This window comes from Microbacterium limosum (assembly GCF_036324365.1).
Taxonomy (GTDB): Bacteria; Actinomycetota; Actinomycetes; order Actinomycetales; family Microbacteriaceae; genus Microbacterium; species Microbacterium limosum.
Window position 1 is genome coordinate 1 of record NZ_CP137080.1, and the last position, 23,914, is coordinate 23,914.

Annotated in this window: 22 protein-coding genes and 2 tRNA genes; 15 read left to right on the forward strand and 9 right to left on the reverse strand. The window is 69.1% G+C overall.

The window, feature by feature from the left end:
* Positions 1 to 157 precede the first annotated feature (157 nt).
* From dnaA to RYJ27_RS00035, 7 genes are all read left to right on the forward strand, one after another.
* Entirely contained in the window at positions 158 to 1,600 is a 1,443-nt protein-coding gene (gene dnaA / locus RYJ27_RS00005; RefSeq protein ID WP_330170767.1) for a chromosomal replication initiator protein DnaA, read from the forward strand.
* Positions 1,601 to 2,043: 443 nt separating this feature from the next.
* Positions 2,044 to 3,192 carry a DNA polymerase III subunit beta gene (dnaN, locus tag RYJ27_RS00010; RefSeq protein WP_330170768.1) on the forward strand — a complete coding sequence of 383 codons (1,149 nt, stop codon included), beginning with the start codon at positions 2,044 to 2,046 and terminating at the stop codon, positions 3,190 to 3,192.
* Between the two features lie 50 nt (positions 3,193 to 3,242).
* Positions 3,243 to 4,412, forward strand: a complete 1,170-nt coding sequence (gene recF / locus RYJ27_RS00015; protein WP_330170769.1) for a DNA replication/repair protein RecF — start codon at positions 3,243 to 3,245, stop codon at positions 4,410 to 4,412.
* Entirely contained in the window at positions 4,405 to 4,890 is a 486-nt protein-coding gene (locus tag RYJ27_RS00020; RefSeq protein WP_330170770.1) for a DciA family protein, read from the forward strand. The genes recF and RYJ27_RS00020 overlap by 8 nt, the downstream gene beginning before the upstream one ends.
* 122 nt (positions 4,891 to 5,012) lie before the next feature.
* Positions 5,013 to 7,046: a DNA topoisomerase (ATP-hydrolyzing) subunit B gene (gyrB, locus tag RYJ27_RS00025; protein ID WP_330170771.1), complete on the forward strand. Its 2,034-nt coding sequence runs from the start codon at positions 5,013 to 5,015 to the stop codon at positions 7,044 to 7,046.
* Between the two features lie 134 nt (positions 7,047 to 7,180).
* On the forward strand, positions 7,181 to 9,754 hold the full coding sequence (gene gyrA / locus RYJ27_RS00030; protein WP_330170772.1) for a DNA gyrase subunit A: 2,574 nt from the start codon (positions 7,181 to 7,183) through the stop codon (positions 9,752 to 9,754).
* A 3-nt stretch (positions 9,755 to 9,757) separates the two neighbouring features.
* Positions 9,758 to 10,162, forward strand: coding sequence for a DUF3566 domain-containing protein (locus RYJ27_RS00035; RefSeq protein WP_330170773.1), 405 nt, complete (start codon positions 9,758 to 9,760; stop codon positions 10,160 to 10,162).
* A 16-nt stretch (positions 10,163 to 10,178) separates the two neighbouring features.
* Here the strand turns inward: RYJ27_RS00035 and RYJ27_RS00040 are convergent, their stop codons facing one another.
* The gene (locus RYJ27_RS00040) at positions 10,179 to 10,901 is read right to left on the reverse strand and encodes a VIT1/CCC1 transporter family protein (RefSeq protein ID WP_330170774.1); all 723 of its coding nucleotides are present in this window, start codon (positions 10,899 to 10,901) and stop codon (positions 10,179 to 10,181) included.
* 110 nt (positions 10,902 to 11,011) lie between these two features.
* Between RYJ27_RS00040 and RYJ27_RS00045 the strand changes: the two genes are divergently transcribed.
* The 3 genes from RYJ27_RS00045 to RYJ27_RS00055 all read left to right on the forward strand — a co-directional run bounded on the left by RYJ27_RS00045 (position 11,012) and on the right by RYJ27_RS00055 (position 11,668).
* Positions 11,012 to 11,085: transfer RNA gene (locus RYJ27_RS00045), tRNA-Ile, on the forward strand.
* 14 nt (positions 11,086 to 11,099) lie between these two features.
* Positions 11,100 to 11,175, forward strand: a tRNA-Ala gene (locus RYJ27_RS00050).
* Positions 11,176 to 11,245: 70 nt separating this feature from the next.
* The gene (locus RYJ27_RS00055) at positions 11,246 to 11,668 is read left to right on the forward strand and encodes an NUDIX hydrolase (RefSeq protein WP_330170775.1); all 423 of its coding nucleotides are present in this window, start codon (positions 11,246 to 11,248) and stop codon (positions 11,666 to 11,668) included.
* 1 nt (position 11,669) lies between these two features.
* On the opposite strand, the gene RYJ27_RS00060 is transcribed toward RYJ27_RS00055, so the two are convergent.
* Both RYJ27_RS00060 and RYJ27_RS00065 read right to left on the reverse strand, forming a co-directional pair.
* Entirely contained in the window at positions 11,670 to 12,158 is a 489-nt protein-coding gene (locus RYJ27_RS00060; protein WP_330170776.1) for an aminoacyl-tRNA deacylase, read from the reverse strand.
* Positions 12,151 to 12,741, reverse strand: a complete 591-nt coding sequence (locus RYJ27_RS00065; RefSeq protein ID WP_330170777.1) for a DNA helicase — start codon at positions 12,739 to 12,741, stop codon at positions 12,151 to 12,153. The genes RYJ27_RS00060 and RYJ27_RS00065 overlap by 8 nt, the downstream gene beginning before the upstream one ends.
* 105 nt (positions 12,742 to 12,846) lie before the next feature.
* Here RYJ27_RS00065 and RYJ27_RS00070 point away from each other — a divergent pair, with 105 nt between their 5' ends.
* Both RYJ27_RS00070 and RYJ27_RS00075 read left to right on the forward strand, forming a co-directional pair.
* Positions 12,847 to 13,404, forward strand: a complete 558-nt coding sequence (locus tag RYJ27_RS00070; protein ID WP_330170778.1) for a peptidylprolyl isomerase — start codon at positions 12,847 to 12,849, stop codon at positions 13,402 to 13,404.
* Positions 13,405 to 13,410: 6 nt separating this feature from the next.
* A complete protein-coding gene (locus RYJ27_RS00075) occupies positions 13,411 to 14,238 on the forward strand; it encodes a rhomboid family intramembrane serine protease (protein ID WP_330170779.1) in 828 nt (275 codons plus the stop codon).
* A 67-nt stretch (positions 14,239 to 14,305) separates the two neighbouring features.
* Here RYJ27_RS00075 and RYJ27_RS00080 read toward each other — a convergent pair whose 3' ends face one another.
* Positions 14,306 to 14,539 (reverse strand): cell division protein CrgA, encoded by a 234-nt coding sequence (locus RYJ27_RS00080; protein WP_330170780.1) that lies wholly within the window; start codon positions 14,537 to 14,539, stop codon positions 14,306 to 14,308.
* Positions 14,540 to 14,593: 54 nt separating this feature from the next.
* Between RYJ27_RS00080 and RYJ27_RS00085 the strand changes: the two genes are divergently transcribed.
* From RYJ27_RS00085 to RYJ27_RS00095, 3 genes are read left to right on the forward strand one after another with little or no spacing between them, the layout of a single operon-like run.
* Complete coding sequence (locus tag RYJ27_RS00085) at positions 14,594 to 15,433, forward strand: class E sortase (RefSeq protein ID WP_330170781.1); 840 nt, start codon at positions 14,594 to 14,596, stop codon at positions 15,431 to 15,433.
* Positions 15,433 to 15,588, forward strand: coding sequence for a hypothetical protein (locus tag RYJ27_RS00090; protein WP_330170782.1), 156 nt, complete (start codon positions 15,433 to 15,435; stop codon positions 15,586 to 15,588). Before RYJ27_RS00085 ends, RYJ27_RS00090 begins: the two co-directional genes overlap by 1 nt.
* Positions 15,555 to 16,232, forward strand: a complete 678-nt coding sequence (locus RYJ27_RS00095) for an anthranilate synthase component II (protein WP_330170783.1) — start codon at positions 15,555 to 15,557, stop codon at positions 16,230 to 16,232. The genes RYJ27_RS00090 and RYJ27_RS00095 overlap by 34 nt, the downstream gene beginning before the upstream one ends.
* Positions 16,233 to 16,249: 17 nt before the next feature.
* Here RYJ27_RS00095 and pknB read toward each other — a convergent pair whose 3' ends face one another.
* The 5 genes from pknB to RYJ27_RS00120 form a co-directional block, all read right to left on the reverse strand.
* Positions 16,250 to 17,959, reverse strand: coding sequence for a Stk1 family PASTA domain-containing Ser/Thr kinase (gene pknB, locus RYJ27_RS00100; RefSeq protein WP_330170784.1), 1,710 nt, complete (start codon positions 17,957 to 17,959; stop codon positions 16,250 to 16,252).
* Between the two features lie 68 nt (positions 17,960 to 18,027).
* Positions 18,028 to 19,821, reverse strand: a complete 1,794-nt coding sequence (locus RYJ27_RS00105; protein ID WP_330170785.1) for a serine/threonine-protein kinase — start codon at positions 19,819 to 19,821, stop codon at positions 18,028 to 18,030.
* Positions 19,818 to 21,275 carry a peptidoglycan D,D-transpeptidase FtsI family protein gene (locus tag RYJ27_RS00110; protein WP_330170786.1) on the reverse strand — a complete coding sequence of 486 codons (1,458 nt, stop codon included), beginning with the start codon at positions 21,273 to 21,275 and terminating at the stop codon, positions 19,818 to 19,820. Before RYJ27_RS00110 ends, RYJ27_RS00105 begins: the two co-directional genes overlap by 4 nt.
* On the reverse strand, positions 21,272 to 22,675 hold the full coding sequence (locus RYJ27_RS00115; protein WP_330170787.1) for an FtsW/RodA/SpoVE family cell cycle protein: 1,404 nt from the start codon (positions 22,673 to 22,675) through the stop codon (positions 21,272 to 21,274). Before RYJ27_RS00115 ends, RYJ27_RS00110 begins: the two co-directional genes overlap by 4 nt.
* Positions 22,672 to 23,913, reverse strand: a complete 1,242-nt coding sequence (locus RYJ27_RS00120; RefSeq protein WP_330172068.1) for a PP2C family protein-serine/threonine phosphatase — start codon at positions 23,911 to 23,913, stop codon at positions 22,672 to 22,674. The genes RYJ27_RS00115 and RYJ27_RS00120 overlap by 4 nt, the downstream gene beginning before the upstream one ends.
* Position 23,914: the final 1 nt, after the last annotated feature.

The window sequence follows — 23,914 nt, forward strand, 5'->3', positions numbered from 1 at the left end:
GGATCCACAGGATCGTGGAAGTGACACGCCTCGCCGTCCTATGGTGGATTTTGCGCCGCGGGGGCGCGTGGCTAGCGTGACCCGCGGCAGTTATCCACAGGTTCCGACGGTGTGCACGTCCCTGTGAGCCGATTCGCGATCCGACCCCGGGGGGCCCATGTCTCAGCACGATGTTCCAGATGTCTCCGTCTGGTCGGCTGTGCTGGATGTGCTGGCCTCGGACGAGCGCATCACCCCGCAGCTGCAAGGATTCCTCAATCTGGCCGTGCCGCAGGGAGTCATGGGCGGAACCCTCTATCTCGACGTCCCGAACGACCTGACGGCGGCGCAGTTCAACAAGCGAATGCGCACCTCCATCATGGAGGCCCTCGCGCACGTGGATCACAACACGGGCGCCGCGAGCTTCCGCGTCGTCGTCAACCCGGAGCTCGCGGACATCCACGTCTCGACGCGCGACAGCGACCCGGATCCGGAGCCCGCACCGGCGCCGGCCGCGGCACCCCCCGCGGTCGGCGGTCTGCGCGCCTACGTCGACGCTCCGAGCGAACCCGCCTCGACATCGCGCAACGACACCCGCCTCAATCCGAAGTACACCTTCGACAACTTCGTCATCGGCCAGTCCAACCGATTCGCCCACGCCGCGGCCGTCGCGGTCGCCGAGGCACCGGCGAAGGCGTACAACCCGCTGTTCATCTACGGCGACTCGGGCCTCGGCAAGACCCACCTGCTGCACGCGATCGGCGACTACGCCATCAACCTCTACACCGGCATCAAGGTGCGGTACGTCTCGAGCGAAGAGTTCACCAACGACTTCATCAACTCCATCGCCAACAACCGAGGGTCCGCCTTCCAGGCGCGCTACCGCGATGTCGACATCCTGCTCATCGACGACATCCAGTTCCTGCAGGGTCGCGCCGAGACCCAGGAGGCGTTCTTCCACACCTTCAACACGCTCCACGACCATGACAAGCAGGTCGTGATCACGAGCGACGTGCCCCCCAAGCACCTCACCGGCTTCGAGGACCGCATGCGGAGCCGGTTCGAATGGGGGCTCATCACAGACGTGCAGGCGCCCGACCTCGAGACCCGCGAGGCCATCCTCCGCAAGAAGGCGCAGAGCGAGCGGCTCCACGTCCCCGACGACGTGCTCGAATACATCGCCACGAAGGTCTCGAGCAACATCCGGGAGCTGGAGGGCGCACTCATCCGCGTCTCCGCCTTCGCCAACCTCAACCGCTCGCCCCTCGACGTGCAGCTCGCGCAGACCGTGCTCCGGGACATCGTCGACCAGGATGACGCGAACGTCGTCTCCCCGACCGACATCATCACCGCGACCGCGCAGTACTTCCAGCTGACCGTCGACGACCTGTACGGATCGAGCCGTTCGCAGGCGGTCGCCACCGCACGCCAGATCGCCATGTACCTGTGCCGCGAGCGCACGAACCTCTCGCTCCCCAAGATCGGGCAGCTCTTCGGCAACCGCGATCACACGACGGTCATGTACGCGTACAAGAAGATCAGCGACCTGATGAAGGAGCGACGCTCCCTCTACAACCAGGTCACCGAGATCACGACGCAGCTCGGCCGCAACGCCCGCTGAGAGCCATCGCCCTCGCGGCATCCGGAAGCCTCGCGCTTCGTCCCCCGTGGTGCGTCCCCACCCTCCCGGGCCACTATGATCGCGCGACTCAATGGTGTGGATAACTTGTGGATAGATTCCCGGAACGCCGGAATCAGTGTGCACATCGGGGTGTGTCCTGTGGATAAACCGGCACGGCGACCGATCGTCCACAGGTCGTCCCACCACAGATATGCGAACCCGTTCCACATGTCACACGCGTGTAGTTCCCTACTCGCTCCGGCACTCGCGACGGTTGTCCACAGTTTCCACAGCTGTTAACACCGTTAACGAGAGAAGTCTTTAGGTAAGGGATTCCCATGACCTCCAGTCGGGGGGCTCGAGCCTCGCGCCCCGCGTAACAGCACTCGCAACACGGCACTAGCATGGGTAAGCCCACCCCCAGGACGACAAGGGAGCGCCCCGTGAAGTTCCACGTCAACCGCGATGTCTTCAGCGAAGCGGTCTCCTTCGTCGTGAAGCTGCTTCCCCAGCGCAACCCCCAGCCGATCCTGGCCGGTGTGCTGATCGAGGCATCCAGCGACGGGCTCTCGCTCGCCGCGTTCGACTACGAGGCATCCGCTCGCACCGTCATCGAGGCGACGGTCGATGAGCCGGGCACGATCCTCGTGCACGGGCGCCTGCTCTCCGAGATCGCCAATCGCCTTCCCAACGCGCCGATCCAGGTCTCTCTCGACGACGAGGGCGGAATCCTCGTCACGTGCGGTTCCGCACGGTTCACCCTCCCCGCGATGCCGGTGCAGGAATACCCCGCCATCCCCGAGGTCTCGGCCGAGCCCGGGCTCGTGCCGTCGGAGGACTTCGCGACCGCGATCGCCCAGGTGGCCTTCGCGGCGTCGCGCGACGACGTGACCCCGGTCCTGACGGGTGTGCAGCTCGAGGTCACCGGAACGACCCTCAGCCTCGTCGCGACCGACCGCTACCGCGTCGCGCTGCGCGAGATCCCCTGGGACGGCGGCTCGGCGGTCGCCGAGGACGCCGCAGCCCTGGTGCCCGCACGTACCCTGCAGGAGGTCGGCAAGACCTTCGCCCACGGCAGCGACATCCGCATCGCCTTCTCCGGCTCGGGCGACCGGGAGATCATCGCCTTCTCCTCGGGGGAGCGCACGGTGACCTCGCTGCTCATCAAGGGCAACTTCCCGCCCGTGCGCCGGCTCTTCCCCGAGCAGAACGACCACTACGCCGTCGTGAACACGGCCGAGCTGGCCGAAGCCGTGCGCCGCATGCAGATCGTGCTCGACCGCTCCGCCCCGCTGCGCTTCACCTTCGGGCCCGACGGCGTGACGATGGATGCGTCGGGCGGCGACCAGGCACGGGCCTCCGAATCGGTGGACTCGCACCTGCAGGGCGAGGAGGTCGTGCTCGGCCTGAACCCGCAGTACCTGCTCGAAGCCCTCGCCGCCGTGCGCAGCGAGTTCGTGCGGATCACGTTCACGGCATCCGAGAACGCGAACAAGCTCTCGCCCGTGCTCATCACGAGCCAGACGTCGGTCGACCAGGCCGGCGGCGACACCTTCAAGTACCTGCTCCAGCCGAACCTGTTGCTGCGCTGACCGCGGGCGCAGGCCGGTGCGGCGTCGTCGCACGTCGTTAGGGTTGATCCGTGATCGTGGAGCATGTCAGCCTCGTCGACTTCCGCAACTATGCGGTCGCCGACGTCGCACTCTCCCCGGGCGCGAACCTCTTCGTCGGAAGCAACGGCCAGGGCAAGACGAACCTCGCCGAGGCGATCGCGTTCGTCGCCACCCTCGGCTCGCACCGCGTGTCGAGCGACCAGCCGCTCGTGCGCGCCGGCTCGGACGCCGCGATCCTTCGTGTGAGGGTGGCCCACGCGGGCAGGAGTGTCCAGCTCGAGGCGCAGATCAACAGGCAGGGAGCCAATCGGGCCCGCATCAACGGATCCGATGTGAAGCCGTCCGAGCTGCCGAGGTATGCGCAGGTCGTGGTGTTCGCGCCCGAAGACCTCGGCATCGTCCGGGGCGACCCCTCGGCGCGCCGCCGCTTCGCCGATCAGCTGCTCATCCAGCGCGCCCCGCGGATGTCGGCGGTCATCGCCGACTACGAGCGCGTGCTCCGGCAGCGGGGTGCGCTGCTCAAGTCCGCGCGTGCGCGGGGCATCCGGGGCGACGCGCTGTCGACGCTCGACGTCTGGGACGACAAGCTCGTCGCCCTCGGCTCCCAGCTGATCGACGCCCGGATCTCGCTCGCCGCCGACCTCGCGGGCCCGCTCGCCGCGGCCTACCGGCAGATCGCCGGCGAAGACCACGGTGCGGCAGCGGCGTGGGCGCTCTCCATCCGGGGGGGTGACCCGGAGGAGGGGGACGATGCGTCGGCCGATTCCGGCGAGGGCGCCACCCCCGACCTGTTCCGCCGAGCCCTCGCCGCCAAGCGCTCCTCGGAGCTCGAGCGCGGCGTGAATCTCGTGGGACCCCACCGCGACGACCTCCTCCTGCAGATCCGGGGTCTTCCGGTCAAGGGCTACGCCTCCCACGGCGAATCCTGGTCGGTCGCCCTCGCCCTCCGGCTGGCGTCAGCCCAGCTGCTGCGTGCCGAGTCGCGGGCCGGCGATCCCGTGCTGATCCTCGACGACGTCTTCGCCGAGCTGGATGCCGGGCGCCGGGCGCGGCTCTCGGAGGTGACCGCCGACTACGAGCAGGTGATCGTCACGGCCGCCGTGCTGGATGACGTGCCTGCCGATCTCCGGCGGCGTACCGTTCGCATCGAGGCCGGGACGATCCACGAAGACGCGGGATCCGGTGCCCCCGATGCCTGAGCTCGACGACGAGGCCCCCCTCACGATCGCGACGTATCTCAGGCTGCGGGGGATCGCGGTGCCCAAGCGGCGCCGTCGTCGCCGGTTCGATCCAGACGACGAGAACGCACCCTTCACACCGGGCCGCGATCCACGAGGGCTCGCCGACGTCGTCGCCGAACTCACGCGCGACGCGGGATGGAACACCCAGCTGGCCCGCGAGGACCTCGTGCTCCGGTGGGAGGAGGTCGCCGGCGCGCAGACGGCGGCGCACGCACACCCCGTGGCCCTCGTCGACGGCGTGCTGACGGTGCAGTGCGACTCCACGGCATGGGCCAGGCAGCTCTCCCTGCTGCGCGCGGAGATCGTCACCCGGCTCGTGCGCGCCCACCCCGAGGCGGGCATCGAAGCGGTGCGCTTCATAGGCCCGGACGTCCCCTCCTGGAAATGGGGTCCCAGGACCATTCCTGGGCGCGGCCCGCGCGATACCTACGGTTGAGTGGGCATTTGGGGTGCCTCGTGCGATTCCATCGCGTCAGAGGGGCGATTCGGCGGCGTGAGCGGACTCCGCTCCGATAGGATGGGAAGGTCGCCTTCCCCCTACCTGGAGCGCCATCACCTATGACTTCCGATTCGCCCGACAGCGCCCCTGACAGCGGCCCCGCAGACGGCGCATCGGTGCCGAACGAGTACGGTGCGGATGCCATCCAGGTTCTGGAAGGGCTCGAGGCCGTCCGTAAGCGCCCCGGCATGTACATCGGCTCGACCGGGCCGCGGGGGCTCCACCACCTCGTGTACGAGATCGTCGACAACTCCGTCGACGAGGCGCTTGCAGGCTACTGCGACACGATCGATGTGACGATCCTCCCCGACGGCGCCGTCCGCGTGATCGACAACGGCCGCGGCATCCCCGTCGACATGCACCGCACCGAGGGCAAGTCCACGGTGGAGGTGGTGTTGACGGTCCTGCACGCCGGCGGGAAGTTCGGCGGCGGCGGATACGCGGTCTCGGGCGGCCTCCACGGCGTGGGCTCCTCGGTCGTGAACGCCCTCTCCACCCGCCTCGACGTGGAGGTGCGCCGGCAGGGCTATGTCTGGCGGCAGTCGTTCCGCGACGGCGGGGTCCCGCAGGCTCCGCTCGAGCGCGGCGAGGAGTCCGAGGAGACCGGCACGTCGATCACGTTCTGGCCCGATCCCGAGATCTTCGAGACCGTCGACTTCGACTACGACACGCTCCGCACGCGGTTCCAGCAGATGGCGTTCCTGAACAAGGGGCTTCGCATCGCGCTGCGCGACGAGCGCGAGGGCAGCGCCTTCGAGGACGACGTCGAGGGTCAGCTCGTCTCGCACCAGCCCTCCGACGAGTTCCTGTACGAGCGCGGCCTCGTCGACTACGTCGAGTACCTCAACCGGGTGCGCAAGGCGGAGCCGGTCAACGAGGAGATCGTGTCGTTCGAGTCCGAGGCGTCCGATAACAGGATCGCGATGGAGATCGCGATGCAGTGGACGACGAGCTACACCGAGAACGTCTTCACGTACGCGAACACGATCAACACGCATGAGGGCGGCACGCACGAGGAGGGCTTCCGCGCGGCGCTCACGACCCTCGTCAACAAGTACGCGCGCGCGAACAACCTCCTGAAGGAGAAGGACGACAACCTCTCGGGCGACGACGTGCGCGAAGGCCTCACCGCCGTCATCTCCGTCAAGCTCTCCGAGCCGCAGTTCGAGGGCCAGACGAAGACCAAGCTCGGCAACACCGAGGCGAAGGCGTTCGTGCAGAAGGTCGTTGGCGATCAGCTCGGCGACTGGTTCGACCGACACCCCGCACAGGCGAAGAACATCATCCGCAAGTCGATCGATGCCGCCACGGCGCGCCTTGCCGCGCGGAAGGCGCGCGAGACGGCGCGCCGCAAGAGCGTCTTCGAGTCGGCGTCGATGCCCGACAAGCTCAAGGACTGCACGAGCAAGGACCCCTCGATCAGCGAGATCTTCATCGTTGAGGGCGACTCGGCCGGGGGATCGGCCGTGCAGGGCCGCGACCCGCACACTCAGGCGATCCTCGCCCTGCGCGGCAAGATCCTGAACGTCGAGCGCGCCCGGCTCGACCGCGCCCTCGGCAACAACGAGATCCAGGCGATGATCCAGGCCTTCGGCACGGGCATCGGCGAGGAATTCGACATCGCCAAGGCGCGGTATCACAAGATCGTCCTCATGGCGGATGCCGATGTCGACGGTCAGCACATCACGACGCTGCTGCTGACCCTGCTGTTCCGGTACATGCGCGGACTCATCGAGGCCGGCTTCGTCTACCTGGCCCAGCCGCCGCTCTACCGTCTGAAGTGGTCGAACGCGCCGCACGAGTACGTCTACTCGGACCGTGAGCGCGACGCGCTGCTCGAGGCGGGCATCGCGGAGGGCAAGCGCATCCCGAAGGACAACGCCATCCAGCGGTACAAGGGCCTCGGCGAGATGAACGACAAGGAGCTGTGGGAGACCACGATGAACCCCGAGTCGCGCACCCTCCTCCAGGTGACCATCGACGACGCCGCGGCGGCCGACGAGATCTTCTCGACGCTCATGGGAGAGGATGTCGAATCCCGCCGTCACTTCATCCAGCGCAACGCCAAAGACGTCCGCTTCCTCGATATCTGATCGCCGCCATGCGTCCCGGCCATCGCTTCGCCCCCGGTCCCACGGGCGCGCCCCGCGGTCCGATTCGCGCCGAGCAATGACCGAGCGACACGAGACGACACGACACCGCCTCCCGGCTCCACGAAAGTGACACGATGACTGACGAAGAACGCCCCGACGTGACGCCGGAGCACGACCACGGCAGGATCGACCAGGTCGATCTGCAGTCCGAGATGCAGCGCAGCTATCTCGACTACGCGATGAGCGTCATCGTCGGGCGCGCCCTCCCCGATGTGCGCGACGGGCTCAAGCCCGTGCACCGGCGCGTGCTGTACGGCATGTACGACGGCGGGTTCCGCCCCGACAAGTCGTTCAGCAAGTGCGCCCGTGTCGTCGGCGAAGTGATGGGTCAGTACCACCCTCACGGCGACTCGGCGATCTACGACGCACTCGTGCGGCTCGTGCAGCCGTGGTCGATGAGATACCCGCTCGCGCTCGGCCAGGGCAACTTCGGCTCGCCCGGCAACCAGGGCGCCGCCGCCCAGCGGTACACGGAGACGAAGATGTCGCCGCTCGCTCTGGAGATGGTGCGCGACATCGAAGAGGAGACCGTCGACTTCCAGGACAACTACGACGGCCAGACGCAGGAGCCCGTCGTCCTGCCCTCGCGGTTCCCCAACCTGCTCGTCAACGGCTCGGTCGGCATCGCGGTGGGAATGGCGACCAACATCCCTCCTCACAACCTCCGCGAAGTGGCCGACGGCGCGCTGTGGGCGCTCGATCACCCCGAGGCGGAGCACGAGGAGCTGCTCGAGGCGCTCATGCAGCGCATCAAGGGACCAGACTTCCCCACGTCGGCGCAGATCCTCGGAACCCGCGGCATCCACGACGCCTACCGCACGGGTCGCGGATCGATCACGATGCGCGCGGTGGTGAACGTCGAGGAGATCCAGGGCCGCACGTGCCTGGTCATCACCGAGCTGCCGTATCAGGTCAACCCCGACAACGTCGCCATCAAGATCCGCGATCTCGCCCGCGACGGCAAGATCACGGGCATCGCCGACATCCGCGACGAGACCTCGGGCCGCACGGGTCAGCGCCTCGTCATCGTGCTTAAGCGCGACGCCGTCGCGAAGGTCGTGCTGAACAACCTCTACAAGCACACCCAGCTGCAGGAGAACTTCGGCGCCAACATGCTGGCGATCGTCGACGGCGTGCCCCGCACCCTCGCGCTTGACGGCTTCATCACGCTGTGGATCGCCCACCAGATCGAAGTGATCGTGCGTCGCACGACCTTCCGGCTGCGGCGTGCCGAGAGCCGGATGCACATCCTGCGCGGCTACCTCAAGGCGCTCGACGCGCTCGACGAGGTCATCGCGCTGATCCGCGCCTCGGCCTCGGCCGACGACGCCCGAGAGGGGCTCAAGGGCCTGCTCGACATCGACGACCTCCAGGCGCGGGCGATCCTCGAGCTCCAGCTGCGGCGCCTGGCGGCTCTCGAGCGCCAGGCGATCATCGACGAGGCCACCGCGCTCGAGGCGCAGATCGAGGACTTCCGCGACATCCTGGCCCGCCCCGAGCGCCAGCGAGCGATCGTGCGCGACGAGCTGAGCGAGATCGTCGCCAAGTACGGCGACGAGCGTCGCACCGAGATCCTGCTCGGCTTCGACGGCGACATGTCGATGGAGGACCTCATCCCCGAGGAGGAGATGGTCATCTCCGTCACGCGGGACGGGTACATCAAGCGCACGCGCAGCGACAATTACCGTTCGCAGCACCGCGGCGGCAAGGGGGTCAAGGGCGCCCAGCTGCGGGCGGATGACGTGGTCGAGCACTTCTTCGTCACGACGACGCACCACTGGCTGCTGTTCTTCACGACCAAGGGCCGTGTCTACCGCGCGAAGGCCTACGAGGTGCCGGAGGCCGGGCGCGACGCCAAGGGCCAGCACGTCGCGAACCTGCTCGCGCTGCAGCCGGGCGAGGAGATCGCGCAGGTGCTCGACATCCGCGACTACGGCGTCGCGACCTACCTCGTGCTGGCCACCCGCGGCGGCCTGGTGAAGAAGACGCGTCTCACCGAGTACGACACCAACCGCCAGGGCGGCATCATCGCGATCAGCCTTCGCGAGGGCGACGAGCTCGTCTCGGCCCTCCTCGTCGAGGCCGACGACGACATCCTCCTCGTCTCGCGGCACGGGATGTCGCTGAGGTTCACCGCCGACGACGACGCCCTGCGACCGATGGGGCGTTCGACCGCCGGCGTGAAGGGCATGTCGTTCCGCGGATCCGACAGCCTGCTGGCGGCGCGCGTCGCGCGCGAGAGCGTGGACGGCGGTCGCGGCTACGTCTTCGTCGTGACGGAGGGCGGCTACGCCAAGCGCACGTCCGTCGACGAGTACCGGGGACAGTCGCGCGGCGGGCTCGGCATCAAGGTCGCCAAGCTGAGCGAGGATCGGGGCGACCTCGCCGGTGCGCTCATCGTCGGCGACGACGACGAGGTCCTTGTGGTTCTTGCCAGCGGCAAGGTGGTACGCTCCTCCGTGGCCGAGGTGCCCGCGAAGGGTCGCAACACGATGGGTGTCGTCTTCGCCAGGCTCGGCGACGAGGATCGCATCATCGCGATCGCTCGCAATGGCGAACGGGGCATCGACGCGCAAGAGGCCGTCGCGCCCGTTGCGGAAGTGATTCCCGCAGACCTCGCCCCCGAGACGTCCCCCGAGGAGAGCTGACGTATGAGTAGTGTCGCCGACAAGCTGGCCAAGAAGTCCAGCCGGCAGACCAGTGCCAAGCAGGTGCGCCTGCGGCTGGTCTACATCGACTTCTGGTCGGCCGTGAAGCTGTCGTTCCTCGCGTCGGTCGCGCTGGCGATCGTGACCGTCGTGTCGTTCTTCCTGATCTACATGGTCGTGCAGACGACCGGACTGATCGCGCGGGTCGACGAGTTCTTCCGCAGCTTCTCGGAGAACGGCGTCTCGATCACCGAGTTCGTGGGCCTGCCCCAGGTGATGGCCTTCGCCGCGGTCGTCGCGATCCTCAACCTCATCGTCGTGACGGTGCTCGGTGCCGTCGTCGCGGGCATCTACAACCTCGCCGTCAAGGTGACGGGTGGACTGCTCGTCGGCTTCACGTCCAACTGATCACACGCCCGACTGGTCACACCATCACGGTCGTTCCCAGCAGGGAGCCGATCAGGAAGGTCGTGGCGAGGGCCAGCGCCCCGCCGATCACCAGCCGGATCGACGCCCGCAGCGGCCCCGTGCCCCCGAGTCGTGCCGACACGACGCCCGTCAGGGCGAGCGCGATGAGCACCGCGGCGAACGTCACGGGTGCCCGCCAGTCCGGCGGGGGCACCAGGATCGCGAGCAGCGGCAGAAGAGCGCCGACGGTGAACGCGATCGCGGACGAGAAGGCCGCCTGCCACGGGCTGACCAGATCGCCCTGGTCGATTCCGAGCTCCACTTCCAGGTGGGCCGACAGCGCGTCGTGGGCGGTCAGCTCCCGTGCCACCCGCTCGGCGGTGTCGTCGGAGAGGCCTCGCGCGCGATAGAGGCCGGCGAGCTCCTCGAGCTCCTCCTCCGGCATGTCCCGCAGCTCCCGGCTCTCCTTGGCGATGAGCGCGCGCTCGCTGTCGCGCTGACTGCTCACCGACACGTACTCGCCGAGAGCCATCGAGATCGCCCCGCCGACCAGGCCGGCCGCACCCGCCGTCAGCAGCGCCGCGCTGTCGGTCGTTGCGCCCGCCACGCCGACGACGAGAGCGGCAACCGAGACGATGCCGTCGTTGGCGCCGAGCACGCCGGCTCGCAGCCAGTTGAGCCGGCGCCCGATCGCGCCGCCGTGCGCTTCGCCGGGATGCGCGCGTGAGGGGCCTGTCATGGGGCCAGTCAACACCCACGCGGGGGCGGTTGTCCGCCGGCGGACCGGGAGAATCCGTGGCCACTCGATTCGAGAAATCGGCGGGGGTCCGGTAAAGTCTTGGAGGTTGCGGGGCTATAGCTCAGGCGGTTAGAGCGCTTCACTGATAATGAAGAGGTCCCAGGTTCAAGTCCTGGTAGCCCCACTCCTCACCCGCACGGGGCCTTAGCTCAGTTGGTAGAGCGCCTGCTTTGCAAGCAGGATGTCAGGAGTTCGAATCTCCTAGGCTCCACCACTGCCTGGTCGGCCCCGGCGAGGCCATCCGCTCGGTCCCTCGGCAGGCCCCGGCTCGGTAGGGTGGGCGGATGGACATGCGGGTCGCGGCATACGCCGTCATCGTCGAGGACGACCGCATCCTGCTCGCGCGGTGGACGGAAGGACTCCGTCCCGCGTGGACCCTGCCGGGCGGCGGCCTCGATCCGGGTGAGGATCCCGCTGCCGCCGCGCGACGCGAGGTTCGGGAGGAGACCGGCCTCGACGCCGTCATCGGCGAGCTGCTCGGCATCCACTCCCGCGTCATCCCCGCCGCCAAGCGGGTGACGGCCGGGGCGGCGGCCCCGCTCCACACGCTGCGCATCGTCTACCGCGCGAGCGTGCGGGGCGGAACCTTGCGCAACGAGGTCGGCGGTTCGACCGATCGCGCGGAGTGGGTGCGCCTCGACGAGCTGGACCGACGCCAGCGCGTGAGCCTCGTCGGCATCGGCCTGAAGATGGCCGGCCTGCGCTGACTCAGTTCGAGATGTCGGCGATCGTCGCGCCGAGGGCGCTCAGCAGCTCGGCGGAGTCGACGAAGAGGCTGAACCCGTGCGCGCCCGCGCCCATCGCGATGCGGCCGGAGATGCGCTCGTCGGCGAAGACGGGCCACGCGGTCGTGCTGCCAAGCGGCACGATCGTGCCCCGCTCGTAGCCGGTCGCCGCGAGGGCGACCTCGGGTTCCGGCAGCCTCAGCTTGTTGACGCCCACGACGCCCCGCAGCTTGGGCCACGCGATCTGGCGATCACCGGGCACCAGTGCGAAGAGGAACGTGTCGTCGCTGCGTTTCACGACGAGCGTCTTGACGATGCGCGCGGGTTCTATCCCGAGTCCGGCCGCGGCCTCCTCGAGGGAGTGGGCGGCCGGTCGCGGTACGACGCTGACCGCAAGCCCCAATGCGGATGCCGCGTCCCGCACTCGTGCGGTCGCGGCATCCGTCGTCGTGTCGGTGTCCGGATCAGGCATCCGGAGCGGCGAGCGGGTCGTCGGCAACCCAGAGCTCGTCGTCGGCGCGCAGCGTCTGCCACGCGGCGTACAGGACTCCGGCCGCGGCGAGCACGCCGAAGACGATGGCGATGACACCGCCGACGCCGGGTCCCGACTTCTTGGGGGCCGGCTCGAGCGCGGCGAGGCGCTTCGCGATTGCCTTCGTCGCCTGCTTGCGGTACTTGTCGGCGTTCTTGCCGACCTTCCTCGTGTCGGGGAACTCGAAGCCCTTGCCGGAGGCGATCCGGGCGCGCGTGTCGTTGGCGGCGTCCCACACCGAGAGGGCCGAGCCCACGACGGTGCCGACGGCGGGAACGACCTTGTGGTCGAGCGCGTGACGACCGGCGCGCACTCCCCTGTCGACGACGGGGAGGACTCGGTCGGTGTAGGTGTGCTGCACGGTCGGAACGATCTGCTCACGCGAGTAGTTGCCGAGCTGGCGGCCGGCCTCGCGGGCCATCCCGGCGGCCTCTCCGACCAGCACCTGCTGTGACTCCCACAGTTTGGTGGCGGAATCCTGCAGCTTGCGGAGTTCCTTCTTGCGCTTACGGCTCAGGCTCACGGGGCCTCCTCGATCGCTGGTGGACGACAGGCGTCGTGCCCCCATCTTGCCACGTGCATGCCCCGGGGCCGGGCTTCCTCCCGATTCCTATGGGAGAATGGCGGGATGCCGCACCACTCCGCTGTCGCAACCCTGCACACCAATCACGGCGACATCGTCGTCAATCTCTACGGCGACCACGCCCCCCGCACGGTCAAGAACTTCATCGGGCTGGCCGACGGCACGGGTGAGTGGACCGATCCCGCGACGGGCAAGCCCGGCGAGGGTCCCCTCTACAAGGACGTCATCTTCCACCGCATCATCCCCGGCTTCATGATCCAGGGCGGCGACCCGCTCGGTCAGGGCACCGGCGGACCCGGATACAACTTCGACGACGAGATCCACCCCGAGCTCACCTTCGGCTCGCCGTACGTCCTCGCCATGGCCAACGCGGGACTGCGACGCAACGCGATCACCGGCAAGGCCGAGGGCACGAACGGATCGCAGTTCTTCATCACGACCGATCCGACGCCGTGGCTGCAGGGCAAGCACACGATCTTCGGCGAGGTCGCGGACGACGCGTCCCGTTCGGTCGTCGATGCGATCGCACAGGTGCCGACGGCCTCCGGGGACCGCCCCATCGAGCCCGTGGTCATCCAGTCGATCGACGTCGTCTCGCTCTGACGACGCGTGTCCGCCGGCCAGCCGCGCAACGCAGAGGACTTCTGCTACCGGCATCCTGATCGGCGCAGCTATGTGCTGTGTCAGCGCTGCCTGCGCACGATCTGTCCGGAGTGCCAGACCCAGGCGGCGGTCGGCGTCATCTGCCCCGAGTGCTTGGCGCAGCAGCGCCAGCAGACGCCGCCGCGCGTCAAGCGGGCGGCACGCAGGCTCGATTCGCGCCCGCTGGTCAGCTACTGGATCGTCGGGATCACCGCGGCCCTCTTCGTCGTCGCCCTCTTCGTTCCGCTGACCGGGTTCCTCGCCTTCAACAGCCTGTATCTCATGCCCGAGCTGGGCGCCTTCCAGCCGTGGCGGCTCTTCACGGCCCTGCTGGCGCACGGCAGCTTCTGGCACCTGGCGCTGAATATGCTCGCCGTCTGGCTCATCGGGCGCAGTCTCGAGCCCCTCCTCGGGCACATGAGATTCCTGGCGCTCTATCTCATCGCCGGGCTCGGCGGCTCCGTCGCCGTGGCGCTGCTCGCTCCGGGCACGTTCGTCATCGGAGCATCCGGCGCGGTCTTCGGGCTTCTCGGCGCGCTGCTCATCATCGGACGCCACATCGGGGCGAACATCACCGGCATCCTCGTGATCCTCGGCATCAACCTGGTGCTGAGCTTCCTGCCCGGATCATCGATCTCGTGGCAGGCGCACGTGGGCGGCCTGGCGGTGGGCGCGCTTCTCGGTCTGATCTACGCGCGCACCCGCGCCGCGAGCCAGGCGACGATGCAGAACCTGCTGGTGGGCGCTGTCGCCGCGGGTCTCGTCGTGCTCTGCGCAGTGCCGGCGCTCACCTGAAGCGTCGACTTCTCCACACCTTTATCCACAGTGTGGAGAAGTTACACGCGTGTAGTTCCTCGCCGCGTCAGCGCCAGCGGGTGGTCATCAGGAACCCGATGAGCGCGATCCCGAAGCCGATCGCGAGGTTCCACGCGGCGATCCCGGGGATCGGCAGGTTGCCGCCGCTGATGTAGAAGACGAGCACCCACACCAGTCCGAGCAGCATGAAGCCGACCATGAGCGGCTTGAACCACACGGGGTTGGGGGCGTCGGCGTCGCGTCGGGGCGCCTCGGGATCGACCTCGTCGGAACGTGCCATGCCTCCCAGTCTACCGGGCACCCGGCGTCCAGCCGGGTGCCTTAGGATCGCCGCGTGGACTCTGACGACACGGGGAGGCGCTCGGAGCACCCCGAAGGCGCGCCGATCACGCGCGGTGAGCGATCGCGCCGCCGTGCGGGTGCCGCCCCGCGGCGGCGCGCGAGCGTCACCGGGGTGATCGGCGAGGTCCTGTTGACGGCCGGCGTTCTCGTGTTCCTCTTCATCGCCTGGCAGATGTGGATCGGCGATCTCATCGGCGCGGCGCGCAACACCGCCGAGGCGCAATCGCTCGCGCAGGAGTGGGAGCAGCAGGCGCAGTCGCAGACCCCGTCCGCGCAGCCCACGCCGGATGCCACGGCCGCCGAGGCCCCGGTCGCTCCCGTCGAGCCGGTCATCGCGCCAGAACCCGCCGATGGGCAGGAGTTCGGGATCATGTACATCCCCCGCTTCGGCCCCGACTACCAGGTGCGCATCGGCGGCGGCGTCTCTCGCTCCCGCACCCTCGACACCATCGGCATCGGCCATTACCCCGACACCCAGATGCCCGGCGAGGTCGGCAACTTCGCGGTCGCGGCCCACCGCACGGGCTACGGCGGCGCCCCCTTCTACCGGATCGCGGAGCTGCACGCGGGCGACCCCATCATCGTCGAGACCCAGGACGGCTGGTACACTTACCGCTTCCGCAACCTGGAGTATGTGCGCCCGAGCGCCGTCGAGGTGCTGAACGCCGTGCCCCAGGACACGGTCGAGGGCACGGGCGAGCGTTACCTCACGATGACCAGCTGCTCCCCCAAGTACACGATCATGGAGCGCATCATCGGCTACAGCGTCTTCGAGTCCTTCACGCCCCGTTCCGCGGGCGCGCCCGCCGAGCTCGCGGGACGGGGGGCCTGATGTACGCGGCGCTGTGGCGCGTGCTTCCGGGACCCTGGTGGGTGCGGCTGCTCATCCTCCTCGTTCTCGCCGCCGCGATCGTGTATGTCCTGTTCTTCTACGTCTTCCCCGTCGTGGGTCTATGGCTGACCCCGGAGGAGGTGACGGTCGAGTGAGCTTCCGCGTGCTCGTGGTCGACAACGACGACAGCTTCGTACACACCCTCTGCGACTACCTCGAGCAGCTGGGTGCGCAGGTGCACGTGCGGCGCAGCCGTGAGATCGCGGCGGATGCCGCGGCATCCGCCCTCGCCGTCGCCGACGCCGACGCCGTGCTCGTCTCCCCGGGCCCCGGACGCCCCTCAGACGCGGGGGCCTCGATCTCGGTGATTCACGCGGCGGCCGAGTCCGGCGTGCCCGTGCTGGGTGTCTGCCTCGGCCATCAGGCGCTCGCGGAGGCGTTCGGGGGACGCGTCTCCGTCGCCCCCGAGCTCATGCACGGCAAGATCTCACGCGTGACGCACGCGGGCGAGGATCTGTTCGCCGGGCTCCCCGAGCCGGTGACGGTCGGCCGGTATCACTCGCTCGCCGTCGAACCCGACTCGGTCCCCCCGGTGCTCCAGGTCACGGCAACGACGGAGAGCGGGACCATCATGGCCCTCGCGCATCGCACGCTCCCGCTGTGGGGAGTGCAGTTCCATCCGGAGAGCGTGCTCACCGAGGGTGGACATCGCCTGCTGGCGAACTGGCTCGCGGTGGCCGGGATGCCGGGTGCCGTCGCGGCCTCCCTCGGGTTGCACCCGCTGGTGGTCGCCTCCTGAGGGACGCCCGGTCGTGATCAGCCTGAGGCGGGGCCGGTGCAGTACGTCAGCGAGATCGTCGACCCCACCGGCGCCTCTCCCGGGGGGAGGGACTGCTGCGAGACCGTCGGCGGCTCGGTCGCCGGGCAGTTCGGGTCTTCGATCTGTTCGACGGTGAGGGCGACGTCGGGCCCCTCGATCTCGGCCGTCGCCGATTCGAGCGTGAAGCCGACGTAGTTCTTCAGCGCCACGCGGCCCGTCGCGGTGACGAGGTTGACCACCGAGCCGACGATCACCTCGTCGCCCGCGACCGGGGAGGATGAGATGACCTGGCCCTCCGCCAGGCCGGGCACGCTGCGCGCGGAGATCTGCCCGATCTGCAGGCCGGCCGATTCGAGGGCCGCGCGCGCGTCGTCGGTCGAGAGGCCTTCCACGGGGGGCACCGAGACGGTCTCGGCCCCCGTCGAGACGTAGACGGTGATGTCCTGCCCGACGTTCACACTCGTGCCGGCGCCCGGTGTGGTGCGGATGACCGAGCCGTCGGGCACGATATCACTCGCCTCGCTGCGGCGCACAACACCGAGGTCCTCCTCCGCGAGGGCGCGTTCGGCCGACTCGAAGGTGGAGCCGACGACGTCGGGCACGATGCGCGACGTGGACGGGACGTCCGATCCCGGCTGGATGGTGACGATCCAGAAGAAGAGGGAGATGATGACCACCGCGAGCACGGCGAGCCCCGTCCAGATCCACGCGGCGGGAGGACCGCTCTGCGTGCGCGCCATCGTCGTGTCGGTGCTCAGCTGACGGAGCGAACGAGCCGTCTCGGCCGCCTGCCGCGGGTTCGCGCCGTAGAGCTCGCTGGAGAGGGCCGTCACCTGGCGCTTGCTGGGCGCGGCGCCGGCCTGGGTCTCGGCGAGGGCCTCGCGGAACTGGGCGGCTGTCTGGAAGCGCTGGTAGGGGTCCTTCGCGAGAGCCCGGAGCACGATCGCGTCGAGGGCGCGCGAGACCTCCGGTGCGATCTCTGACGGAGCCACCGGCGCTTCGCTCACGTGCTGGTAGGCCACGGCGACCGGCGAGTCACCCCGGAACGGCGCTCGGCCGGTGAGCAGCTCGAAGAGGACGACGCCCGCCGAGTACAGGTCGGTGCGCGCGTCGACCGTCTCGCCCTTGGCCTGCTCGGGCGAGAAGTAGGCCGCGGTGCCGAGGATCGTCGTCGTCTCGGCGACCGTCGACGAGGAGTCGGAGACGGCGCGCGCGATGCCGAAGTCCATCACCTTCACCTGCCCGGAGGGGGTCACCATGACGTTCCCGGGCTTGATGTCCCGGTGGACGACGCCCGCCCGGTGGGAGTACTCGAGCGCCTCGAGGATGCCGTCGACGTAGCGCACCGCGTCGGCTTCCGGAACCGGGCCCTCCGCGACGATGTCCTTCAGCAGGCGCCCCTGGACGAGCTCCATCACGATGTACGGCACGGTGTGGACGGCGCCCGAGGCATCCGTCTCGTCGTCTTCCCCCGCGTCGTAGACGCGCACGATCGTCGGGTTCGCCATGCGCGAGGCCGCCTGGGCCTCGAGGCGGAAGCGGGTGCGGAATCCCGTGTCGTCGGCGAGCTCGCGCTTGAGGATCTTGATCGCCACGGTTCGGCCGAGGGTGAGGTCGAAGCCCCGGTAGACGCTGGCCATGCCGCCACGGCCGATGAGGTCGTCGACCCGATAGCGGCCGGACAGCACACGTGGCTCGGTCGTCACGAAGTACTCCTCGGCGGGTGAAACGGGTGTCTGCCTAGCCTACGTGGCCGCGGGCGATCGGGTGAGCGCTACTCGTCGTTCTGGCCGTTCCCTGAGCTGCTTCCGTTGCCGTTTCCGTTCCCGTTGCTGGCGCCGGACGCTTCCGCGATGGTCGCCTGCGCCTCGGGCGAGGTCGGCGAGATGCGCTCCCCGCCGCTGCCCCCGGCACACGTGACCGTGTAGGAGACGATGAGCGACTGCCCCTCCGCATCGGCGACGGTCACGTCGATCGGCCGCTCCGACGGTCCTGCGGAATACGTGGACTGTCCGTTGGAGAAGAGACCGTTGACCGCCGTGACGGTGTACGAGACGACCGATCCGCTTCCGGACGGGCAGCTGTAGCCGGTCCAGTTGACGGGCACCGACGATCCCGCCTCGACGGAGGAGGCGCCGCCGTCGATCGTCGGCGCGCTCGGGTCGGGCATCGGCGTGAGCGCGGCGTAGCGGGTGAGCGTGAGCGTCGTGCCCTCGGGGACGCGCGGCCCCGACGGGTCGACCTCGTAGACGATGCCCACCTCGCCGTCGTTGGATGCCGCGTTCCCGTTGACGCACGAGGCGTTCAGGCCCGCGTCGGAGGCGATCTGGCGCGCCTGCTCGCACTCCATGCCCTCGAGCCCCAGCGCGTCGACGTCCACGGTCGTGGGCGTCGGCGTCTCGTCGGGAGTCGACTGCGACGGGCTCGGCGCCGAACTCGTGGGCGAGCCGCTCGGGCCGCCTCCGCCTCCGCGGTCGGAGAGCAGCGCCCACAGCGAGAAGCCCAGCACGAGAAGAAGCAGCGCGATGAGCGCCACGAGCGGCCACGTCCAGGGGCTGCGCTTGCGCTTCCCGGTCTCGGGGGGAAGCGCGCCGCCGGCGCCCGCACCGAGGCCGGCCGCCGCGGCCGCCGTCGGCGTGAGCACGCGCGTGGCGTCGTCGCCCGCGGAGGGGGTGAGCAGCTGGGTGGCGTCGTCGCCCGCGAACCCCGCCCCCGCGATGGCGGGCACCGCCGCGATCGCCGCGGTGAGGTCGCCCCGACGCAGCGCGGAAGCGGCGCGAGCCACGGCGGCGGCGGACGCGGGGCGGTCCTCGGGCTTCTTGGCGATCATCGCCATCACGAGGTTGCGCACGGGCTCGGCGACCGTGGGGGGCAGCGGCGGAGGCTGCTCGTTGATCTGCGCCATGGCGATCGCGACCTGCGACTCGCCCGTGAAGGGGCGCTTACCGGCCAGGCACTCGTAGGCCACGATGCCGAGCGAGTAGATGTCGGTCGCCGGGGATGCCGGGTGGCCCGACGCCTGCTCGGGCGACAGGTACTGCACCGTTCCCATCACCTGGCCGGTGGCCGTCAGGGGCACCTGGTCGGCGATGCGGGCGATGCCGAAGTCGGTGATCTTCACCCGTCCGTCGGGGGTGATCAGCAGATTGCCCGGCTTGATGTCGCGGTGCACGAGCCCCGCGGCGTGCGCGGCCTGCAGAGCGGCGGACGTCTGGGCGGTGATGTCGAGCGTCTTGTCGCTCGACAGGGCCCCCTCGCGCTCGAGGATCGTCGAGAGCGCCTCGCCCGGAACCAGCTCCATGACGAGGAAGGCGCTGCCGTTCTCCTCGCCGTAGTCGAAGACGCTCGCGATGCCCTCGTGGTTGACGAGCGCGGCGTGACGGGCCTCGGCGCGGAAGCGCTCGAGGAACCCGGGGTCGCCCATGTACTCGTCTTTGAGGATCTTGATGGCGACCGTGCGTCCGATGACGTGGTCGGTGGCTTCCCAGACCTCGCCCATGCCGCCGATGGCGATGCGCGAGATCAGCTCGTAGCGTCCCCCGAAGGACACACCCTGTGTCGGTCTCATCCGTTCAGCACCGCCTCCATGACCGCCTTGCCGATCGGGGCGGCGATCCTGTTGGAAAGCCCCGACTGACCCAATCCTCCGCCGTCCTCGATCACAACGGCGACCGCGACCTGCGGGTCTTCGGCGGGTGCGAAGCCTGTGAACCAGAGCGTGTACGGGTCATCCGGTCCGTTCTCCGCCGTCCCGGTCTTCCCGGCCACCTCGACGCCCTCTATTCTTGCACCCGACGCGATGCCGTCCCGGACATTGGCCACCATCATCTGCGTCATCGTCGCGGCATCCTCCTCGCTCAGGGCACGCTGGAACTCGCTGTCCTCGAAGACCTGCTGCGTGGACAGATCCGGACCGATCACGCGGTCGACCATCCGCGGGTTCATCACGACGCCCTCGTTCGCGACGCCCGCCGAGACCATCGCCATCTGCAGGGGCGTCGCGCGGACGTCGCCCTGTCCGAAGCCGCTGAGAGCGGTCTGCGCGTCGTCGAGGGCACGCGGGTACGTCGAGGCGGTGGAGACCAGGGGAAGCTCGAATGAGCTGTTGAAGCCGTACTTCTCGGCCTCCTCGCGGATGGCGTTGTCGCCGAGCTGCACCGCGAGCTGCGCCATCGGGATGTTGCACGACAGGGCCAGCGCGGTGGCGAGGGTCACCGTCTCGCCGGGACCGCAGGTGCCACCGCCGGAGTTGCTGATCGAGTCGGAGGACCCGGGCAGCTGCCACCGGGCGGGGTTGTCGAAGGTCGACTCCGGCGTGTACTCGCCCGAGGCGAGCGCAGCCGAGGCGAGGACGAGCTTGAAGGTCGATCCGGGCGGGTTCAGGGCGCCCGCGATCGCGCGGTTCCCGAGCGGGTCGAGGGGGTCGGTCTCCAGGGCGGCGTACGTCTCGGTCACCGCCGCGTCGTCGTGCACCGCGAGGAGGTTCGTGTCGAAGCTCGGCGAGCTCACCATTGCCAGCACGCGGCCGGTGTCGGGCTCGATCGCGAGGACGGCGCCCTGAAGGTCGCCGAGAGCGTCGTATGCCGCGCGCTGCACCTGGGGATCGAGGCTGATCGACACGTTGGACCCCCGGGGGGTCTGACCGGTGAAGATCTGCTCGACACGCTGGAAGAACGCGGAGCCGCTGGACCCCGAGAGCTCCTGATTCATGGCCGCCTCGAGCCCCGTAGCCGATCCGAGCATCGGGTTGATGTAGCCCGTGACGGGGGCCCACATCTCGGCATCGGTGTAGACGCGCTGGAACGAGTAGATGTCGTTCGACGGCACCGAGTAGGCGATCGCCGCACCCTCGGCGAGGATCGCGCCGCGCTGCACCTGGTAGCTGTCGTAGAGCGCACGGGTGTTGCGGGGGTTCTCCGACAGGGCCTCGGCCTGAACGACCTGGATCCAGCTGGTCGCGCCGAACAGCGCGAGGAACATCGCGAGGATGACGATGGAGAGGCGCCTCAGCTCCTTGTTCATCCGATCACCACCCGGGGCTTGGAACGCACGGCATCCGACAGGCGCAGCAGCAGGGCGACGATGATCCAGTTCGCGATCAGCGACGACCCTCCGGCGGCCAGGAACGGCGTGGTGAGCCCCGTGAGCGGGATGACGCGGGTGACGCCGCCCACCATGATGAACACCTGCAGGGCGATCGTGAACGACAGGCCCGTCGCGAGCAGCTTGCCGAAGTCGTCCTGGCCCGCCATGCCGATCCGGATTCCGCGGCTGACGAAGATCATGTAGAGGCAGAGGATCGCGAACACCCCGATGAGGCCGAGCTCCTCGCCGAGGCTCGGAAGGATGTAGTCGCTCTGCGACAGCGGGGTGAGGTACGGCCGTCCCTCGCCGAGGCCGGTGCCGAGCAGCCCGCCCTGCGCGAGCCCGAAGATGCCCTGCACGAGCTGGTAGCTGCCGCGCGGCGCGTCGATCATGGCGGGGTCGAAGGCATTCAGCCAGGCCGAGAACCGCGACCCCACGTACGACATCACCTGCGAGGCCAGGAGCACCCCGGCGATGGCGAGGCCGAGGCCGATGAGCACCCAGCTCGTGCGGCTCGTGGCCGTGTAGAGCATCGCGATGAACATGCCGAAGATGAGCACGCTCGTGCCGATGTCGCGCTGGAGCACGATGATGCCGAGCGAGATGAGCCAGAGGACGAGGAGGGGACCGAACTCCCGCGCCCGCGGCCACGTGAGTCCGAGGAACCGGTGACCGGTGGAGGCGAGGCTCTCGCGGGTGCGTACGAGGTAGCCGGCGAAGAAGATCGCGAGCGAGATCTTCGCCAGCTCGGCGGGCTGGAACGTGAAGAATCCGCCGATCGACACCCAGACCGCGGCGCCCGCGCCCTCCGCGGCGAGGCCCGGGATGACGGGGAGCAGCAGCAGCGCGAGGCCCACGAACCCGGCGATGTAGGTATAGCGGAAGAGCACGCGGTAGTTGTGCAGGAAGAACACGACGGCCACGGCACCGGCGATAGCGATCGCCGTCCACGCCATCTGCCGGGTGGAGTAGGCGTTCCACCCCTCCACGTCGGTGGCGAGGTCGATGCGGTAGATCATCGCGATGCCCAGACCCGTCAGGGTCGTGGCGATCGGGACGACGAGCGGGTCGGCGTTCGGCGCGCGAAGACGCAGCACGACGTGCAGCACCAGCACCAGCGCCGCGAGCACGCCCGCGTAGATGAGGATCGACCAGTCCACCGCGCCGAGCGCACCCAGCTGCACGAGCGCGATGGCGCCGCCGGAGACGGCGAAGGCGAGCACGAGCAGACCGAGCTCGCGATTGCGGTGGGTCTGCGGCATCCGCAGCTTCTTGAGGGCGCGGATGACGGTGGTGTCCGCCGCTACGGGCGCGGTGTCGTTCGTCGACGCGGTCATCCTGCCGCCTCCGCCTGTCGCCGGAGCCGGTCGACGATCTCGCGGGCCTCGGTCAGGGAGCCCGCCGAGATCGTCGTCTCGACGGTCTGACGGGTGAACTCGGGCAGGTCGGCGAGGTCGATGCCGGTCTGCTCGTACTCGCTCGACAGCGCGATGGGCCCGATGTCCTGCTGCACCCCGCGGTAGATCACGACGGAGGTCTCATCGGCGCCCACGAAGAAGCGCGTCTGCGTCCAGTTGTATGCGAGAACGAGCCCGCCCATCATGAGCGCGATCACGACGACCGCCCCCACGATCCAGCCGATCCGCCGGCGCCTGGCGCGTCGCCGGTCCTCCTCGATCAGCTCCTCGAGGAACTCCGCGTCGGGTTCGAAGTGCGTCGGCTCGTTCGCGGCCTGACGATTCGGGTGCAGCCAGCCGGTCCATCCCGGGCGGGCGGAGCTCGGCACGTCGATATCGAGCGGGGTCGATGCCGAACCGACGATCGTGGGCGTGCCCGTGACGACCGGGTGCGGGCCGCCGACGTCGACGATGACGATCGTGACGTTGTCGGGGGCCCCGCCATCCAGCGTCTGCTTGAGAAGCAGGTCGCACGTGCGGGCCGGGGTGAAGCCCTGCGAGAGGATCTTGGTGGTGTGGGCGTCGTCGACGACGCCCGAGAGGCCGTCGGAGCACAGCAGCCAGCGGTCGCCCGGCTGGGTCGCCATGATGAACGTGTCGACCTCGGGGTCGGGGTCCATGTCGCCGAGCACGCGCATGAGCACCGAGCGACGCGGGTGGTACCGCGCCTCTTCGACCGTGATGCGGCCCGAGTCCACGAGGCGCTGAACGAACGTGTGGTCGGCCGTGATCTGGGTGAGCTGTCCCTCGCGGAAGAGGTAGACCCGCGAGTCGCCGATGTGGGCGATGACGGCGTGCTGGTCGACCATCATGAGAGCGCTGACGGTGGTGCCCATCCCCGAGAGCTCGGGGCGGCGGCCCACCATGGCGATGATGTCGCCGGCCGTCCCCGTGATGGCCTCGCGCAGGCTGCGCTCCGCGTCGCCGCTCGAGGCGAACGGGCGATCGAGATCCTCGAGTCGGCGGATCGCCAGCGACGACGCGACGTCGCCGCCCGCGTGGCCGCCCATGCCGTCGGCGACGACGAAGAGATTGGACCCGGCATAGCCGGAATCCTGGTTGTTCGAGCGCACCTTTCCCGTATGGGAGAGCGCCGCGGAGGAGCCCTGGAAGATGATC

Bases quoted from the DNA above. Each gene is read 5' to 3' on its own strand.
- RYJ27_RS00060 (WP_330170776.1), bottom strand. From the start codon at position 12,158: ATGCCTGATCCGGACACCGACACGACGACGGATGCCGCGACCGCACGA.
- RYJ27_RS00080 (WP_330170780.1), bottom strand. From the start codon at position 14,539: ATGGCACGTTCCGACGAGGTCGATCCCGAGGCGCCCCGACGCGACGCC.
- RYJ27_RS00070 (WP_330170778.1), top strand. From the start codon at position 12,847: ATGCCGCACCACTCCGCTGTCGCAACCCTGCACACCAATCACGGCGAC.
- RYJ27_RS00110 (WP_330170786.1), bottom strand. From the start codon at position 21,275: ATGAACAAGGAGCTGAGGCGCCTCTCCATCGTCATCCTCGCGATGTTC.
- RYJ27_RS00105 (WP_330170785.1), bottom strand. From the start codon at position 19,821: ATGAGACCGACACAGGGTGTGTCCTTCGGGGGACGCTACGAGCTGATC.
- RYJ27_RS00090 (WP_330170782.1), top strand. From the start codon at position 15,433: ATGTACGCGGCGCTGTGGCGCGTGCTTCCGGGACCCTGGTGGGTGCGG.
- gyrB (WP_330170771.1), top strand. From the start codon at position 5,013: ATGACTTCCGATTCGCCCGACAGCGCCCCTGACAGCGGCCCCGCAGAC.
- RYJ27_RS00055 (WP_330170775.1), top strand. From the start codon at position 11,246: ATGGACATGCGGGTCGCGGCATACGCCGTCATCGTCGAGGACGACCGC.
- RYJ27_RS00115 (WP_330170787.1), bottom strand. From the start codon at position 22,675: ATGACCGCGTCGACGAACGACACCGCGCCCGTAGCGGCGGACACCACC.
- RYJ27_RS00020 (WP_330170770.1), top strand. From the start codon at position 4,405: ATGCCTGAGCTCGACGACGAGGCCCCCCTCACGATCGCGACGTATCTC.
- gyrA (WP_330170772.1), top strand. From the start codon at position 7,181: ATGACTGACGAAGAACGCCCCGACGTGACGCCGGAGCACGACCACGGC.
- RYJ27_RS00035 (WP_330170773.1), top strand. From the start codon at position 9,758: ATGAGTAGTGTCGCCGACAAGCTGGCCAAGAAGTCCAGCCGGCAGACC.
- RYJ27_RS00040 (WP_330170774.1), bottom strand. From the start codon at position 10,901: ATGACAGGCCCCTCACGCGCGCATCCCGGCGAAGCGCACGGCGGCGCG.
- RYJ27_RS00095 (WP_330170783.1), top strand. From the start codon at position 15,555: ATGGCTGACCCCGGAGGAGGTGACGGTCGAGTGAGCTTCCGCGTGCTC.
- dnaA (WP_330170767.1), top strand. From the start codon at position 158: ATGTCTCAGCACGATGTTCCAGATGTCTCCGTCTGGTCGGCTGTGCTG.